Genomic DNA, 14,006 nt, shown 5'->3' with positions numbered 1-14,006 from the left:
GCAAGGGCGAGATGCCGCAGCGAAAGCCGCGCAGGGCCCTATGAGAGACAGATTCAGGACAGAGCGATGAAAGCCGACATCCATCCCGACTATCACATGATCAAGGTCGTCATGACGGACGGCACCGAGTATGAGACGCGCTCGACTTGGGGCAAGGAAGGCGACACGCTGAACCTCGACATCGACTCCAATTCGCATCCGGCCTGGACCGGCGGCCAGCAGACGCTTATCGACCGCGGCGGCCGTCTGTCCAAGTTCAAGAAGCGCTACGAGAGCCTGGGCATCTGACAGCTCCCGCAGGACTCATGAAAGCCCGCCGAAATGGCGGGCTTTGTCTATTTGTCTATACAAACAGACAAGTTACTCTGCTACCAGGTGCAACGAAACGTCTACACCCGCCATCCACGTTCAGCGGGCGAAGCAAATAGGATCGAGGCTGTGCGGCTACTCCGCCTGCTTCCGCTCCACATGGCCGAGATCGCGCTCCGGCGCGATCCTGTCGCGCACGCGGCGCTTGAGTTCGGCGGCATCGGGGAAGCCGCCGTCGCGTTTGCGTTCCCAGATCACGTCGCCGTCGCAGTCGATCTCGAAAATGCCGCCCGTGCCGGGCCTCAGCGTCACCTCTGTCAACTCCTCCGAGAAGGTGGAGAGCAGTTCCTGCGCCATCCAGCCTGCCCTGAGCAGCCAGTGGCATTGCGTGCAGTAGGCGATCGTCACCCGGTGGGACATTGTGGTCTTCCTCAGGCCGCGCTGAGCTTCGCCATGGTGGCGTCGTCCACCTCGAAATTGGCGTAGACATTCTGCACGTCGTCATCGTCATCGAGTACGGAAATGAGCCTCAGGATCGACTGCGCGCGCTCCTCGTCCACCGGGGTGGAGGTCTGCGGCCGCCAGATGGTCTTGATCGATTCGGCCTCGCCCAGCGTGCTCTCGAGCGCGGAGGTCACGTCGCCGATATCCTCGAAGGCGCAGATGATGACGTGGCCGTTCTCGTCCGACTGCACGTCGTCCGCGCCCGCTTCGATGGCAGCCTCCATCACCTTGTCGGCGTCGCCGGCCTCGGCGGGATAGACGATCTCGCCCACGCGGTCGAACATGAAGGACACCGAGCCCGTCTCGCCAAGTGCGCCGCCGGCCTTGGTGAAGGCCGCGCGCACATTGGAGGCGGTGCGGTTGCGGTTGTCGGTGAGCGCCTCGACGATGATGGCGATGCCGCCGGGCCCGTAGCCTTCGTAGCGCACTTCCTCGTAGTTCTCCCCTTCTCCGCCGGACGCCTTCTTGATGGCCCGCTCGATATTGTCCTTGGGCATGGACTGGGCCTTGGCGTTCTGCACCGCCAGGCGCAGGCGCGGGTTCATCTCCGGGTCGGGCAGGCCCGCTTTGGCGGCAACGGTGATCTCGCGCGCCAGCTTGGAGAACATCTTCGATTTGGCCGCGTCCTGGCGGCCCTTGCGGTGCATGATGTTCTTGAATTGGGAATGGCCGGCCATGGGGCTCCTTTTGGAATTCCTGACATTTCACGGATTGGCGGCCTTATAGTGAAAATGGCCGACAACGTCCAGAACCGCTATTTTTGCGCGCTCTGCCGGTTCACGCAATGGTGAGATTGCCTTCCGTAGCGGAAGATCCCGGGCTGGGTTAGCATGGCCCGGTAGAGATCCGGGAGATGCCGATGCCCGCCTTCCGCCTGATTGCCTCCTTTCTCGCCCTGATGTTGATGCCGATAGCGGCCGCGCCTGCCCAGGAGCAGCGGCCGAGCACCTGCATGGCGATCGCCGAAACCCTGCCCCATGTCCAGTTCGCAAGTTTCCGGCTGGCGGCGGCGGAGGGGGAGGTGTCGATCACCTATGCCGGCCATTCGACCTACATCATCGAAACGCCGGCAGGCGTGACCATCGCCACCGATTACTCCGGCGTGTATGGCGCAAATTTCACGCCGCGCGTGGTCACCATGAACCGGGCGCACAGCTCGCATTACACGCTCAGCCCCGATCCGGCGATCGAATATGTGCTCACCGGCTGGAACCCCGACGGCGGGCCGGTCAAGCACTCGCTGATGGTGGACGATGTCTATATCCGCAACGTGACGACGGATATCCGCGGCGGCGAGATGGGAAAGGACGGCAATTCCATCTTCATTTTCGAGGTGGCAGGGCTCTGTATCGGCCATCTCGGCCACCTGCATCACGAACTCGACGATTCCCATTATGCCGCGATCGGCCGGCTCGACGTGGTGATGGTGCCTATCGACGGCGGCCTCACGCTTTCGATCGAGAGCATGAGCGAGATCGCACGGAGGCTCTCCTCCTCGATCATTCTTCCGATGCACCGCTTCTCTACGCCCATCAGTGCCTTCGCATCGCGGATGGGCGAGAACTTCGACGTCCAGTTCCACGAAGGGCGGACGCTGCTCGTCTCTCTCGGCAGCTTTCCGCAGCGGCCGACGATCATCGTTCTCGAAGGCGTGTGAGCCTCCCCGTGGGAGGCTCACATCCTCAGTGGGGATGATCCTCCGATGCCCTCTGCCGCGCGCGCTTGCGCCGCGCCATCATGTTGAGCCCCTCCACCAGCGCCGAGAAGCCCATGGCCGCGTAGATGTAGCCCTTGGGAACATGGAAGCCGAACCCGTCGGCGATCAGCGTCATGCCGATCATCAGCAGGAAGCCCAGCGCCAGCATCACCACCGTGGGATTGGCGGCGATGAAGCGCGACAGCGGCTCGGCTGCAAGCAGCATGACAGTCACCGCGGAGATGACGGCGATGAACATGATGGTGATGTGATCGGTCATTCCGACGGCAGTGATGATGGAGTCGATCGAGAAGACGAGATCGAGCAGCAGTATCTGCGTGATGGCGGAGCCCATGGTCATCGTCGCCACGCTTCCCACCATGTTCTCCTTCGGGTCGACGGGGTCGACGCTATGGTGGATCTCCTTCGTCGCCTTCCACACCAGGAAGAGACCGCCGGCGATGAGGATGAGGTCGCGCCAGGAGAAGCCGTGACCGAACAGCGTGAAGAGCGGAGTCGTGAGCTGCACGATGATGGAGATGGTGCCGAGCAGGGCGAGCCTCAGCACGAGCGCCGCACCGATGCCGAGCCTGCGGGCGCGGGCCTGCATCTCCTTGGGCAGCTTGTTGGTCAGGATGGAGATGAAGATCAGGTTGTCGATGCCGAGGACGATCTCGAGCGTGACCAGCGTGACGAGCGCAACCCAGGCTTCCGGGCTGGACACGAAATCGAAGTGCGAAAGCAACCATTCCATCGGGGAGGGATCCTGTGTGGATTGAGGCGGGCTCCGCAGAGGTAGGAGCGAAGCCCCGTTCCGTCAACGCCAGAAGGCGGGAACCGTCTCTTCCAGCCGCGGTCCGAGCCTCAGCGGCGCGATATTCTCGGCCAGGCCCGTGCGCTCGGAGACCTCCAGCCCGACGCCGCAGACGGTGGCGGGGCCGTTGGCGGCCTCGAACCGGTTCTTGGGCACCTTGGCGACGAAGCGGTTGAGCGGCTCTTCCTTGTCCATTCCGAGCGAGGAATCGTAATCGCCGCACATGCCCGCATCCGAGATGTAGGCCGTGCCGCCGTTGAGGATCTGGTGGTCGGCCGTGGGCTGATGGGTGTGGGTGCCGATGACGGCGCTGACACGCCCATCCACGAAATGGCCGAAGCACATCTTCTCGGACGTGGCTTCGGCATGGAAATCGATGAGCGCGGCATCCGCCTGCTCGCCGAGATGGCAGGCGGCAAGCTCGTTTTCCGCCGCGCGGAAGGGATCGTCCAGCTCGGGATGCATGAAGACCCGCCCCATGATGTTGGCGACGAGGACTCGCGCGCCGTTCCGGGCCATATAGAGCCCGGAGCCCTTCCCCGGCGTGCCCTTCGGGAAATTGGCGGGCCGCAGGAACCGCTCCTCGCGCGGGGCGAAGCTCAGGGCCTCGCGCTGGTCCCAGACGTGGTTTCCGGTGGTCACCACATCCGCGCCGGCCTGCAGCGTATTGCGGAAGATCTCCTCGGTGATGCCGAAGCCGCCCGCGGCATTTTCGCCGTTCACCACCACGAAATCGAGCTTGAAGTCCGAGATGAGGCCGGGCAGCCGCTCCCAGACGGCTGTGCGGCCCGTGCGGCCGACCATGTCGCCAAGAAATAGAATGCGCATCCCCATGCTCTTACAAGGGCGGGGCGAACCGGCGCAAGCCGCTTTCGGTCAGGATTTCCGGCAGGGCGATGTCATGCCACTCGTTCGGCACTTCCGCCACCTCCTGGCAGTCGAAGGCGATGCCGACAAGACGCGGCGACCGGCCTTGTTGCTGCAGCCGGTGGATGGCGCGGTCGTAATATCCCGCGCCGTAACCGATGCGGTGGCCCCTGCAATCGAAGGCGGCGAGCGGAACCAGCATGAGATCCGGCTCCAGCTCGGGCGCGCTCTCGTCCGGTCCCAGCGTACCGAACCCCATGTCGATCAAGGGCGCCCCGCGTATGAGCTCGCGAAAGACGATGGTCTCCTTGTCGAGGATCGCCGGAAGACAGAGTCTGGCGCCGCGCTCCCGGAGTGCGGACATCAGCGGGCGCACGTCCACTTCCGACCGCATAGGCCAGAAGCCGGAGATGACCGAACCTGGCGGCGGCGCGATCTCATCCGCGATCTCGGCGAAGCGAAGCGACGACTCTATGCGCCAGTGGGGGGCGAGGGCGTCCCGGCAGGCGAGCGCCTGCTGGCGTAGCGTTCTCTTGATCTGTCGTGGCGTGGCCGTCATCGTCGCCTTTCGTCGAGTGAAGGATAGCCGCTTGAAACCGCCCGCGATGCGAGGGATGCGACAAGATGGCAGAAGGGGGCGACATCGGGAAGAGAGGCGATCCACGACAACCGATGGAATGACCGATCCCGGGAACCTACAAAGTAGGTGGGCGCCGTGTGGCCAAGCCCACGGGCAAGGCCAGGGACAGCTCCCTAGAGGATCGATAAGGCCCCGGGGAATTGAATTCCTGTCGCGAGGCGCAGACCGCCTTCGTCAATATAAGCGGGAGACGGTTGCCGCGCCAGAGGCAGAAGGCAAGGGAAATCCGATTTTCGATGCCGCATCATGTCAGGCGCAACGGATCCGCTCTTCTGCCACTTGCAAGCGCCCCGCGCTTTGACCGAGCCTGCGTCCCCATCAAAGGAGAAGACAGCAATGCCCGAGATCATGATCCGCCGCTTTCTGCCCGCCGACCGGTGGCGGTGGGCCGAGCTCTGGCAGGGCTACAACACCTTCTACGAGCGCGAGGTCGAAGAGCGTGTAACAACGCGCCTGTGGGAGCGGCTGATGGCAGGAGCCGGAGAGCCCCACGGCTTCGCCGCCGAAACCGACGGCAAAGTGGTTGGGCTCGCGCACTATTTTTTCGTGTTCTCCACATCCGACTGGAACCCGCGCTGCTACATGCAGGATCTGTTCACCGATCCGGCCATGCGTGGACGCGGCGTCGGGCACGCACTGATCCAGGCGGTCTACGAAGAGGCCGATCGCAACGAGGCGGCCCAGACCTACTGGCTGACGCAGGAGTTCAACGAGACCGCCCGGAAGCTCTATGACCGCGTTGCGCGCGCAACGCCCTTCGTCAAGTATCAGCGGTAGGGACTCACACCAGCCCTCTCCGGCCGACCTTCGCGCGCCCCAACGGCCTTTGCGCTTCCGCCTCGGCGCCCGCGGTCACCCGGACATCGGTGCCGCCGCCGAAGACGAGATCGAGAAACGCCACGAGCCACTGCTTCAGATGCGTGTCCCAGATCAGCCGGCCGCCGAGATGGTCCCGTCCCGGCTGGGCGCCCGGCAGTACGAAACGGTGTGCGCCGCGAACGACCCAGCGCTGCATCATCGCCCGAGTCAGCTCCGCATGGAACTGGATGCCCCAGGCATTCCTGCCGTAGCGGAAGGCTTGGTTGGGGTAGTGCTCGGCGGTCGCAAGCAACGTCGCGTCAGAAGGAAGGGAAAACCCCTCGCGGTGGAACTGATAGACCATCTCCGGCCAATGCAGGAGTTGCCGCCCTTCTTCCGTCGCCCGCAGCGGATACCAGCCCACCTCCACGAGGCCTTCGTCATGGCTTCTCACCTGTCCGCCGAGATGCTTCACCAGCATCTGCGCGCCGAGGCAGATGCCGAGGAAGGGTTTTTCCTCCCTGAGTGGCACCGCCAGCCAGTCCGTTTCCTGGCGCACGAAATCGTCGCGGTCATTGGCGCTCATGGGACCGCCGAAAATGACGGCGCCATGATGATCCTCCAGCGTTTCGGGAAGCGGATCACCGAGCGGCGGCCGCCGGATATCCAAGGTAAAGCCAGTCTTTTCGAGAAGCTGTCCGACCCGGCCAGGGCTGGACATTTCCTGATGCAGCACGACCAGGATCTTCTTCATGACGTGCTCGCCCATATCGGGTCTTACCCGTCCCCTTCCCGTCGGCCTTTGGCCCGCACCTCTTGCCGCATCGTCACGCGCGTGCGCGAATCGACGCCGATGAGTTCCGCGACACGCCAGACCAGATTGTCCTCGAGCTCATGCAGTTCGCCATCCGAAAACACGACCTCCCACATGAGGCGCACGAACTCGGCTCTCGCCTCCTCGTCGAGATTCCGCTTGAGCACGCTCGTGAAAGCATAGAGATCGACCGCATCGGCCTCCGCCTCCTCGGCGGCCTTCATCAGCGTCTTGAGCTCGGCCCCGCTCACATTGTAGGCGCGCGACAAGGCGCTTTTCAGCCGCACTCGCTCGTCCTCGCTGCAAATACCGTCGGCCGTCATCACATGGATGAGCAGCGCGGCCGCCGCCACCCGCGGATCATCCTCCTCGAGCCCGGACGCCTTGTCGCCGGCCGGCAGGTCTTTGAGGAACGACAGGATGCGATCGAACATGGCTAACCTTCGGAATCATGCCTCTATGTTGAAGGCTGGGAAGAAGGCCCACAACGGCTTTTTTGCAATTGCTAACACTGCTCAAGAAAAAATGATCGCTGGGACGATCCGTTCCGTACGCGGATCTCCTGCACTTCAGAAGAGCCGGAACCGGTTCGCCTCGTCCGCACGGGCATCTTCGTCCGGTTCCACACCCGGATCGTCGGGCAAGGGTGGCCGGACATCCTCCCGCTTTTCCGCAGGGGGCTTCTCGGCGGTCTTCCTCGCTCCGTTTTCGGCATTGGCCGGAGCCGGCGGGGGAGAGACCGGCTCCTCCTCTTCCCTCTCCTCCTCATCCACGGATGGCGGGGGAGCCGTCTCCGAAGCAGGAGAGGGTTGTTCCGCAACCCTCGCCTCCTCCGCCACAAGCGGCTGGGCGTCGAGGGTCATGCCATCCTCGTCACCTGCGGATGTTTCCGGTGCGGCTTCGACTGGAGGCAATGCCTGCAAGGCCTCCTCACCTTCGACCAGTTGGCCGAGCCGCTCCATCGGCGCCCGCCACTCGAAGGCATCGAGCCGCCCCGTGACCGGCGAAGCCGGCGCCCAGCGCTCCGATACATAGCCATCGGCCACCCAGGCGGGATCACGGGGGGCGCGCACGGCCTTCGCAAGCCAGTGGCGGACGCGGCCCTGATCGCCGGTTTCCGCCTCCTCGATATCGGCGAGGAGCAGGAAAGCCCCTTCGCGCGCATCCAGGCGCACGGCGGCTTCGGCCGCGGTCCGCGCCTCCTTGAACTCGCCCGCGTCGAGTGCCGCGCGCGCGACGGTCAGCTCGGACTCGACATTGTTCGGCTTCAGCCGGCGCAGCTTCTTCGCCCGCGCCAACCGGTCGTGCGTGGAATCGCCCGGCCGCGCATGCACATAGACGTCGGCCACCTCCGGATGAGGCGATTTCGCCCATACGGTCTCCAGAACCTTCGCGCCGCGGCGCAGGTCGTTCTGGCGGAAGAGCGCACGCGCCGCCGTGACCGCAGCAGGCACGAAGTCCGGCTGCAGGCGGTGTGCTTCGAGCGCCAAGGTCCTGGCCGCCGCCGGCTCCATGTCGAGCTGCGCCATGGCCTGGGCCGTCAGCAGCACCGCGCGCCGCCTGGCATGCGCCTCGCGATCCTCCTTGCCCGCCGGCTTCTGCTTGTCGAGCAGCGCGAGCGCGCCCTGCCAGTCACCCTGCTCGGACTTCGTTTCCAGCGTGGCATTCACCGCCCAGCCGAGCTGAGGCGCGTTCTGCGCGGCCTCGGCGGCGTAGTGCCGGGCGGCTTCATGCTCTCCAAGCCGCTCGGCCTCGAGATAGAGTCCGCGCAGACCCAGAAGCCGCGTCTCCGGATCCTCCGCCATGGCCTGGAACTTCGCGCGGGCGGCCTCGTGATTGCCTTCGAGCATCGCCGCCTGCGCATCGAGGAGATGGATGAGCGGCTCCTGGTCCGAGGAGATGTGCTTGGCCGCCTGCTTGCCCATGCGGCTGGCGAGCCCGCCGTCGCCGGCACCGGCCGCGATCAAACCGGTGGAAAGCGCCTGGTAGCCCCGGTCGCGCCGGCGCACGCGGAAATACCGCGCAACTGTGTAGGGGCTGTTCCAGATGCCGCGGATGACCCACCACAGGATCATCACGGCGGCGACCGTGGCCACGAGGAGTACCGCCGCCACCATCAGCGTGACCTCGTAGCGGTAGCCGGCAAAGGTGATGGCGAGCTCGCCCGGCCGATCGGCGAGCCAGGCAAAGCCGAGCCCCAGCAGCAGGACGACGACGAAGAAAAAGAGGATGCGGAACATGGGCGCTGTCCTTACGCGGGCTTCAGTGCGCTCGAAAGCGCCTTGTCGAGAACCTCTTCGGCCGCCTGCCGGGCGCGCAGCTTCTCGGCGAAATCTCCGGCCGCCTGCTTGGCATCCGGCGGCAGCGCTTCGTATTCGGCCAGCGCCTGGGCGTAGTCGCCGCGCTTGACGGCCGCCTCCATGCGTGCCGCGATCGCCTCCGGCGTGTCACCCTCCACCTCGCCCACCGGGCGAACGGTGACGGCAGAGCGGGCGCTCGCCATCAGGCGGTCGACGAGACCGGCATCAGGCGGCAGATCGGACGCGGAGGCGGCGATGCGGGATGCCACCTGCGGAACCTCGCCAACGAGTTCCGCCTCGCTCGGGATGCCGGTCTGGGCATAAGGCCTCAGGGGATCGAGCTCCGGGGCGTTCGGCGCAAGCGCGGAATAGGTTTCGAGCTCGCTGGCGAAGGGCTCGCCGCGCTCCACCGCCGATCGCAGGGCGGATGCCGCGACAATGAGAGCAAGCCGCGGCCCCTCGTCTTCCTCGGCCACCTGTTCGCCGAGCTGCGATACCTGACCGGCCAGCTCGTCGAGCCGCCGGGCATTGGCGGCACTGGTTTCCTGTGCCGTGCTCGCGGCCTGTGCCGCAGGCGCTATGCGGCCTTCCAGATCGGCGAGGCGCTGGCTGAGCGCTGAAGTGTCGCCGTTTCCGGCCGCCTCCGCCGTGGAGGCGAGACGCTGCTCGAGTTCGGCGATCTGCTGCTCGAGCCTTTGCACTGCGGCACCGCTTTCGCCCGGCGGCGCCGATTGCAGCGCCGCAACGGTATCGCGCAATTCGCTGATCTGCTGCCGCGGCTCAGCCAACGCCTGTTCCAGCGCCTGCGCGGTCGGCGCGGCGGAAGCATTCTCGCGCAATCGAGAAAGCTCTCCCTGCAGGCTGGCCACCTCCTGCTGAAGATTCTGCACTGCCGGGTCGGGCGCGGCTTGGCGCATGGCAGGAATCACCCCCGTCCACAGAAGGGCACCGCCGAGGCCCAGCGCGATCAGCGCGCCAAGGACGCCACCGGCGAGCGCGCCGCCGAAGCCGCCGCCACCGCGAACGGGCCTTGCCGCTTTATCCGGCGTCTCCGCCGGCCCGGTCTCGGCCTTCGTCTCGTCCTGGCGGTAACGGAGCTCCTCCGCAACATCCTCCGATTGGACGCGGGTTTCCTGGTCCGCCCCACCGGACGGCTCGCCTCCTGCGGTCTCGGTTTCCCCGGCGGCGTCGGACTCGCTGCCGGCAGCGGAAGGCGCCTTCTCCTCTGCCACCTGATTCACGGCCGGTTCGCCGCCGGGCTGCTCGGCCCGCTCGCCGGCGGCCCCGAACGCGGCCTCCTCCTCGCGCGCCTGGCGGATCGATTCGGCTTCCAGGTCGATCGTCATCGGCTCCCGGCTCGTCCTGGAGTGGCGTGTCCTCGGTGTCTTGGCCATCTGACAGCTCCGTTGCTTCTGGTCCGCGCTCGTGCGCCGTGACATTCCTACTACACATCCGGCCTGAAGAAAGGTTGACGCCCGCTCAGCCGTTTTAAGATCGTAAGCATCGCCTCTTGCGTTGGTTCCGGGGCCACATGAACCGCATTCGCGTGCCTGGCCGGCAGTTTTTCCGCCACCCTGTCGGAAATGGCGATGTAGGCCGCCTGCCGAAAAGAAGCAGCGAACCGCCGCTCCAGGCTGTTCAAGACCTCGGCCGCGACAGCGGAATAGACGAGCACCACGTCGATCGGACGCTCCCCAAGGGTTTCCTCGACTCCAGCCGGAAGCGGAACCCGGATCGTGTCGTACGTTTCGACTATCGTGACGGGAAGCCCTGCCAGCGCCAAGCTCCGCTCCAGCGTGTCGCGGCGCACACGCCCACACAGGAGGAGAACCCTGGTGCCGGGTTCCAGGGTACCCGTGATGCGTTCAGCCAGGTGTTCGGCATCGCCCGCCTGCGAATCCCTGACCGAGAGCCCAGCCGCGCCGGCGGCGCGGCCAGTCGCTTCGCCCACGGCATAGGCCGGCAGATGCGCGATCCGCTGGAGCAGGGCCGGCGTTGCGTGGCGCACCGCATTGGCGCTGGTGACCGCCACCGCGCCGAACTCTTCCTGCGGCAGGATGCCGGTCTGCAAGGGCTCGATCTTCGTGAGCGGGAGGAGCACCGGCTCGAAGCCCGCGGCCACGAGTTCCGGCGCCGTTTCCGAGGCGCCCGGTTCCGGCCGTGTGACGAGCACCCGCCGCATGAGTCATTCCCAACTGGCGAAGAAGCGGCTCCCCGCCTTTGTGCGGATCTGCGCGCCGGCTTCGGCGCCGATGGCCGCCGCCTCCGCGATGCCGCCTTCGGCTTCGATCGCGTGTGCCTCGCTTCCATCAGGCGTCAGGATCATGCCGGAAAAGGCGATCCGGCCGCCGTTCACTTTCGCGTGGCCTGCCATGGGCGTCCGGCACGAGCCGTCGAGGGCGGCCAGGAAGGCCCGCTCGCAGGCGAGCGCATGGCCCGTCGTCTCGTGATGGATCACCGCAAGCAGCCGCGCGATCCGCTCGTCCCCCACCCGGCTCTCGATACAGATCGCCCCTTGCCCGAGCGCCGGCGGAAACGTATCGGGATCCAGGATCTCGGTCGCCACGTGCTCCAGCTTCAGCCGCTTCAGCCCGGCGAGCGCAAGCAAGGTGCCGTCGGCGACACCGTCTTCCAGCTTCTTCAGCCGTGTCTGCACATTGCCGCGGAACATGCCAACCTTGAGGTCCGGCCGAAGCCGGAGCGCCAGCGCCTGACGACGCAGCGACGAGGTGCCGAGATTGGCGCCCTGGGGAAGCTCATCCAGGCGCTTCGCTTCACGCCCGATGAACACGTCGCGCACGTCCTCCCGTTCCAGGAAAGCCGAGATCTCCAGCCCCCCGGGCAGAACGGTCGGCATGTCCTTGGAGGAATGCACGGCGAGATCGATGCGGCGGTCCAGCAGCGCCTCCTCGATTTCCTTGGTAAAAAGACCCTTGCCGCCGGCCTCCGAAAGGGGCCTGTCCTGAATTCGGTCTCCGGACGTTCGGATGACGACGATCTCGAACGCCTCTTCCGGCAGGCCGTGCGCCGTCATCAGCCGCGCCCGCGTTTCCGCGGCCTGTGCCAGGGCCAGCGCGCTGCCGCGCGTTCCGATTTTCACCACATCAGTTTGCATGCCGCCATGTCCGTGCTAACCGGCATTCCTACCTATCGGGGAATGCCCCCAGGGGCAACCAAAGTGGACCGGACCGAATGACGCGCGTGCTGGGCATCGAGACGAGCTGCGACGAGACCGCCGCCGCCGTTGTCGCGCGCGGCCGGGACGGCGTGCCCGCGATCCTCTCCAATGTGGTGCTGAGCCAGATCGAGGAGCACGCGGCCTTCGGCGGCGTCGTGCCGGAGATCGCGGCGCGCGCCCATGTGGAAGCGCTGGACGGCGTGATCGAGGCCGCACTTGGCGAAGCCGGCCTCACCTTCGATGACATCGACGGCATCGCCGCCACGGCGGGTCCCGGCCTCATCGGCGGGTTGATCGTTGGCCTCACCACGGGCAAGGCGCTTGCCGCCGCGCTGGACAAACCGCTTCTGCCCATCAACCATCTCGAAGGCCATGCGCTGACCGCCCGCCTGACGGACCAGCTGGAATTTCCCTACCTGCTCCTGCTCGTCTCGGGCGGGCACACGCAGATCGTCCACGTGGCCGGCGTCGGCCGATACGAACGGTGGGCGAGCACGATCGACGACGCGCTGGGCGAGGCTTTCGACAAGACCGCGAAGCTGCTCGGCCTGCCCTATCCCGGCGGCCCCAGCGTCGAGAAAGCGGCAGAAAAAGGCAATCCCACCCGCTTTGCCTTCCCCCGGCCGCTCAAGGGCGAGCGGCGGCCCGATTTCTCGTTTTCCGGCCTCAAGACCGCCGTCCGCCGCGCCGCGGGCGAGCTTGCGCCGCTTTCCGGCGAGGACGTGGCCGACATCTGCGCTTCCTTCCAGAAGGCTGTAACGGAAACGCTGGCCGACCGCATCGCGCGCAGCCTGGAGCGTTTCAGGAGGACATGTCCCGACCTGGCGCAGCCGGCGCTGGTGGTGGCGGGCGGTGTGGCGGCCAACGCGGCTATCCGCGATACGCTAGAGGATCTTTGCCGGGATGAAGGCTTCCGCCTGGTGGCGCCGCCCCTGAAACTCTGCGGGGACAATGCCGCCATGATCGCCTGGGCGGGGCTGGAGCGGCTGGAGGCGGGACTTGCCGCGGCGGGAGCGCTCTCCTTCGCCCCGCGTCCGCGCTGGCCCCTGGACGAAAATGCAGCACCACTTTTCGGCACCGGCAAGAGGGGGGCGAAGGCATGAGCCGGCACTGGTCGATCGCCGTGCTGGGCGCCGGCGCCTGGGGCACCGCGCTCGCACTCACCATGCAGCGCGCGGGCCACAATGTGACGCTCTGGGCGCGCGATGCCCGCCTCGCCCACGAAATCAGCCATGCTCATGTGAACAGCCGTTATCTTCCGGGCATCGAGCTTGATCCGCGGCTTGCAGCGGTAGATGAGATCGCCGCCGCCCTGGCCGGCGCGAACTGCGTGCTCGCCGCCACGCCGGCGCAAAGCCTGCGGGCCGTGCTCGGCACCGCCTGCGCGGCGCTGAAGCCCGACATCCCGGTGGTGCTCTGCGCCAAGGGCATCGAGCGCGAGACAGGGCGGCGGATGTCGGAGATAGCCCGCGAGATCCTCCCGGAGAACCCGCAGGCCGCGCTCTCCGGCCCCAGCTTCGCCGCAGACCTGGCGCGCGGCCTGCCCACGGCCGTCACCGTCGCCGCCAATGACGGAGCGCTGGCGGCGGAGCTTGCGAAAAAGCTCTCCGCGCCCAATCTGCGCTGCTATTCGAGCGACGATTTGATCGGCGTCGAGATCGGCGGCGCCTTGAAGAACGTGCTCGCGATCGCCGCCGGTGCCACCAGCGGCGCCGGCCTCGGCGCGAGCGCCGTGGCCGCGATCACGACGCGTGGCTTCGTGGAATTGCGGCGTATAGGTGTCGCCTTCGGCGCCAAGCCGGAAACGCTGATGGGCCTTTCCGGCCTCGGCGACCTCGTCCTCACCTGCAGTTCCGAGCAGTCGCGCAATTTCGCCTATGGCCTGGCCCTGGGGAAGGGGAACAACCTGGATGATCTGCCGCTCGCCGAAGGTGTCTTCACTGCCGGCATCGCTGCGCGGATCGCCCGCGAACGTGGGCTGGAGGCCCCGATCATCGACGCGGTGACCGGCATGCTCGACGGCGATCTGACCGTGGATGCCGCCATGCAGCAGTTGCTCGCGCGGCCATTGAGGAGCGAATAGGGA

The 14,006-nt window shown here is 66.3% G+C and carries 16 protein-coding genes and 1 other RNA gene; 5 read left to right on the top strand and 12 right to left on the bottom strand.

What is annotated here, in order from left to right; translation table 11 throughout:
• Window positions 1–66: 66 nt before the first annotated feature.
• Window positions 67–288 (top strand): 50S ribosomal protein L31, encoded by a 222-nt coding sequence (gene rpmE, locus PVE73_RS03155; RefSeq protein WP_277365551.1) that lies wholly within the window; start codon window positions 67–69, stop codon window positions 286–288.
• Between the two features lie 156 nt (window positions 289–444).
• On the opposite strand, the gene PVE73_RS03150 is transcribed toward rpmE, so the two are convergent.
• Together PVE73_RS03150 and PVE73_RS03145 are read right to left on the bottom strand one after the other, a co-directional pair.
• Window positions 445–729: a SelT/SelW/SelH family protein gene (locus PVE73_RS03150; protein ID WP_277365550.1), complete on the bottom strand. Its 285-nt coding sequence runs from the start codon at window positions 727–729 to the stop codon at window positions 445–447.
• 11 nt (window positions 730–740) lie between these two features.
• Entirely contained in the window at window positions 741–1,490 is a 750-nt protein-coding gene (locus tag PVE73_RS03145; RefSeq protein WP_277365549.1) for a YebC/PmpR family DNA-binding transcriptional regulator, read from the bottom strand.
• Window positions 1,491–1,672: 182 nt separating this feature from the next.
• Between PVE73_RS03145 and PVE73_RS03140 the strand changes: the two genes are divergently transcribed.
• The gene (locus tag PVE73_RS03140) at window positions 1,673–2,470 is read left to right on the top strand and encodes an MBL fold metallo-hydrolase (protein ID WP_277365548.1); all 798 of its coding nucleotides are present in this window, start codon (window positions 1,673–1,675) and stop codon (window positions 2,468–2,470) included.
• A gap of 25 nt (window positions 2,471–2,495) precedes the next feature.
• On the opposite strand, the gene PVE73_RS03135 is transcribed toward PVE73_RS03140, so the two are convergent.
• The 4 genes from PVE73_RS03135 to ssrS form a co-directional block, all read right to left on the bottom strand.
• Window positions 2,496–3,263, bottom strand: a complete 768-nt coding sequence (locus PVE73_RS03135) for a TerC family protein (RefSeq protein ID WP_277365547.1) — start codon at window positions 3,261–3,263, stop codon at window positions 2,496–2,498.
• A gap of 63 nt (window positions 3,264–3,326) precedes the next feature.
• The gene (locus PVE73_RS03130) at window positions 3,327–4,151 is read right to left on the bottom strand and encodes a TIGR00282 family metallophosphoesterase (RefSeq protein WP_277365546.1); all 825 of its coding nucleotides are present in this window, start codon (window positions 4,149–4,151) and stop codon (window positions 3,327–3,329) included.
• Between the two features lie 10 nt (window positions 4,152–4,161).
• On the bottom strand, window positions 4,162–4,749 hold the full coding sequence (locus PVE73_RS03125; protein ID WP_277365545.1) for a 5-formyltetrahydrofolate cyclo-ligase: 588 nt from the start codon (window positions 4,747–4,749) through the stop codon (window positions 4,162–4,164).
• 94 nt (window positions 4,750–4,843) lie between these two features.
• Window positions 4,844–5,000: non-coding RNA, 6S RNA (gene ssrS, locus PVE73_RS03120), on the bottom strand.
• Window positions 5,001–5,166: 166 nt separating this feature from the next.
• Between ssrS and PVE73_RS03115 the strand changes: the two genes are divergently transcribed.
• Complete coding sequence (locus PVE73_RS03115) at window positions 5,167–5,607, top strand: GNAT family N-acetyltransferase (RefSeq protein ID WP_277365544.1); 441 nt, start codon at window positions 5,167–5,169, stop codon at window positions 5,605–5,607.
• Window positions 5,608–5,611: 4 nt separating this feature from the next.
• Here the strand turns inward: PVE73_RS03115 and PVE73_RS03110 are convergent, their stop codons facing one another.
• From PVE73_RS03110 to hemC, 6 genes are all read right to left on the bottom strand, one after another.
• Window positions 5,612–6,382: a glutamine amidotransferase gene (locus PVE73_RS03110; RefSeq protein ID WP_277365543.1), complete on the bottom strand. Its 771-nt coding sequence runs from the start codon at window positions 6,380–6,382 to the stop codon at window positions 5,612–5,614.
• Between the two features lie 23 nt (window positions 6,383–6,405).
• Window positions 6,406–6,876, bottom strand: a complete 471-nt coding sequence (locus tag PVE73_RS03105; protein WP_277365542.1) for a TerB family tellurite resistance protein — start codon at window positions 6,874–6,876, stop codon at window positions 6,406–6,408.
• Between the two features lie 135 nt (window positions 6,877–7,011).
• On the bottom strand, window positions 7,012–8,682 hold the full coding sequence (locus PVE73_RS03100; protein ID WP_277365541.1) for a heme biosynthesis HemY N-terminal domain-containing protein: 1,671 nt from the start codon (window positions 8,680–8,682) through the stop codon (window positions 7,012–7,014).
• Window positions 8,683–8,693: 11 nt separating this feature from the next.
• Window positions 8,694–10,136, bottom strand: a complete 1,443-nt coding sequence (locus PVE73_RS03095; RefSeq protein ID WP_277365540.1) for a phage tail protein — start codon at window positions 10,134–10,136, stop codon at window positions 8,694–8,696.
• Window positions 10,137–10,186: 50 nt separating this feature from the next.
• On the bottom strand, window positions 10,187–10,924 hold the full coding sequence (locus PVE73_RS03090) for a uroporphyrinogen-III synthase (RefSeq protein ID WP_277365539.1): 738 nt from the start codon (window positions 10,922–10,924) through the stop codon (window positions 10,187–10,189).
• A gap of 3 nt (window positions 10,925–10,927) precedes the next feature.
• Entirely contained in the window at window positions 10,928–11,857 is a 930-nt protein-coding gene (hemC, locus tag PVE73_RS03085; protein ID WP_277365538.1) for a hydroxymethylbilane synthase, read from the bottom strand.
• Between the two features lie 77 nt (window positions 11,858–11,934).
• On the opposite strand from hemC, the gene tsaD reads away from it, so the two are divergent.
• Entirely contained in the window at window positions 11,935–13,023 is a 1,089-nt protein-coding gene (gene tsaD / locus PVE73_RS03080; RefSeq protein ID WP_277365537.1) for a tRNA (adenosine(37)-N6)-threonylcarbamoyltransferase complex transferase subunit TsaD, read from the top strand.
• The gene (locus tag PVE73_RS03075; protein WP_277365536.1) at window positions 13,020–14,003 is read left to right on the top strand and encodes an NAD(P)H-dependent glycerol-3-phosphate dehydrogenase; all 984 of its coding nucleotides are present in this window, start codon (window positions 13,020–13,022) and stop codon (window positions 14,001–14,003) included. Before tsaD ends, PVE73_RS03075 begins: the two co-directional genes overlap by 4 nt.
• Window positions 14,004–14,006: the final 3 nt, after the last annotated feature.

The organism is Chelativorans sp. AA-79 (assembly GCF_029457495.1).
Taxonomy (GTDB): Bacteria; Pseudomonadota; Alphaproteobacteria; order Rhizobiales; family Rhizobiaceae; genus Chelativorans.
This window is presented reverse-complemented; position numbering and strand designations above follow the sequence as displayed.

What these genes read in the sequence shown, in the direction of transcription:
- PVE73_RS03145 (WP_277365549.1), bottom strand. Translation starts at nt 1,490, where the DNA reads ATGGCCGGCCATTCCCAATTCAAGAACATCATGCACCGCAAGGGCCGC.
- hemC (WP_277365538.1), bottom strand. Translation starts at nt 11,857, where the DNA reads ATGCAAACTGATGTGGTGAAAATCGGAACGCGCGGCAGCGCGCTGGCC.
- PVE73_RS03135 (WP_277365547.1), bottom strand. Translation starts at nt 3,263, where the DNA reads ATGGAATGGTTGCTTTCGCACTTCGATTTCGTGTCCAGCCCGGAAGCC.
- rpmE (WP_277365551.1), top strand. Translation starts at nt 67, where the DNA reads ATGAAAGCCGACATCCATCCCGACTATCACATGATCAAGGTCGTCATG.
- PVE73_RS03150 (WP_277365550.1), bottom strand. Translation starts at nt 729, where the DNA reads ATGTCCCACCGGGTGACGATCGCCTACTGCACGCAATGCCACTGGCTG.
- PVE73_RS03140 (WP_277365548.1), top strand. Translation starts at nt 1,673, where the DNA reads ATGCCCGCCTTCCGCCTGATTGCCTCCTTTCTCGCCCTGATGTTGATG.
- PVE73_RS03090 (WP_277365539.1), bottom strand. Translation starts at nt 10,924, where the DNA reads ATGCGGCGGGTGCTCGTCACACGGCCGGAACCGGGCGCCTCGGAAACG.
- PVE73_RS03095 (WP_277365540.1), bottom strand. Translation starts at nt 10,136, where the DNA reads ATGGCCAAGACACCGAGGACACGCCACTCCAGGACGAGCCGGGAGCCG.
- PVE73_RS03115 (WP_277365544.1), top strand. Translation starts at nt 5,167, where the DNA reads ATGCCCGAGATCATGATCCGCCGCTTTCTGCCCGCCGACCGGTGGCGG.
- PVE73_RS03075 (WP_277365536.1), top strand. Translation starts at nt 13,020, where the DNA reads ATGAGCCGGCACTGGTCGATCGCCGTGCTGGGCGCCGGCGCCTGGGGC.
- tsaD (WP_277365537.1), top strand. Translation starts at nt 11,935, where the DNA reads ATGACGCGCGTGCTGGGCATCGAGACGAGCTGCGACGAGACCGCCGCC.
- PVE73_RS03125 (WP_277365545.1), bottom strand. Translation starts at nt 4,749, where the DNA reads ATGACGGCCACGCCACGACAGATCAAGAGAACGCTACGCCAGCAGGCG.
- PVE73_RS03100 (WP_277365541.1), bottom strand. Translation starts at nt 8,682, where the DNA reads ATGTTCCGCATCCTCTTTTTCTTCGTCGTCGTCCTGCTGCTGGGGCTC.
- PVE73_RS03130 (WP_277365546.1), bottom strand. Translation starts at nt 4,151, where the DNA reads ATGCGCATTCTATTTCTTGGCGACATGGTCGGCCGCACGGGCCGCACA.
- PVE73_RS03110 (WP_277365543.1), bottom strand. Translation starts at nt 6,382, where the DNA reads ATGAAGAAGATCCTGGTCGTGCTGCATCAGGAAATGTCCAGCCCTGGC.
- PVE73_RS03105 (WP_277365542.1), bottom strand. Translation starts at nt 6,876, where the DNA reads ATGTTCGATCGCATCCTGTCGTTCCTCAAAGACCTGCCGGCCGGCGAC.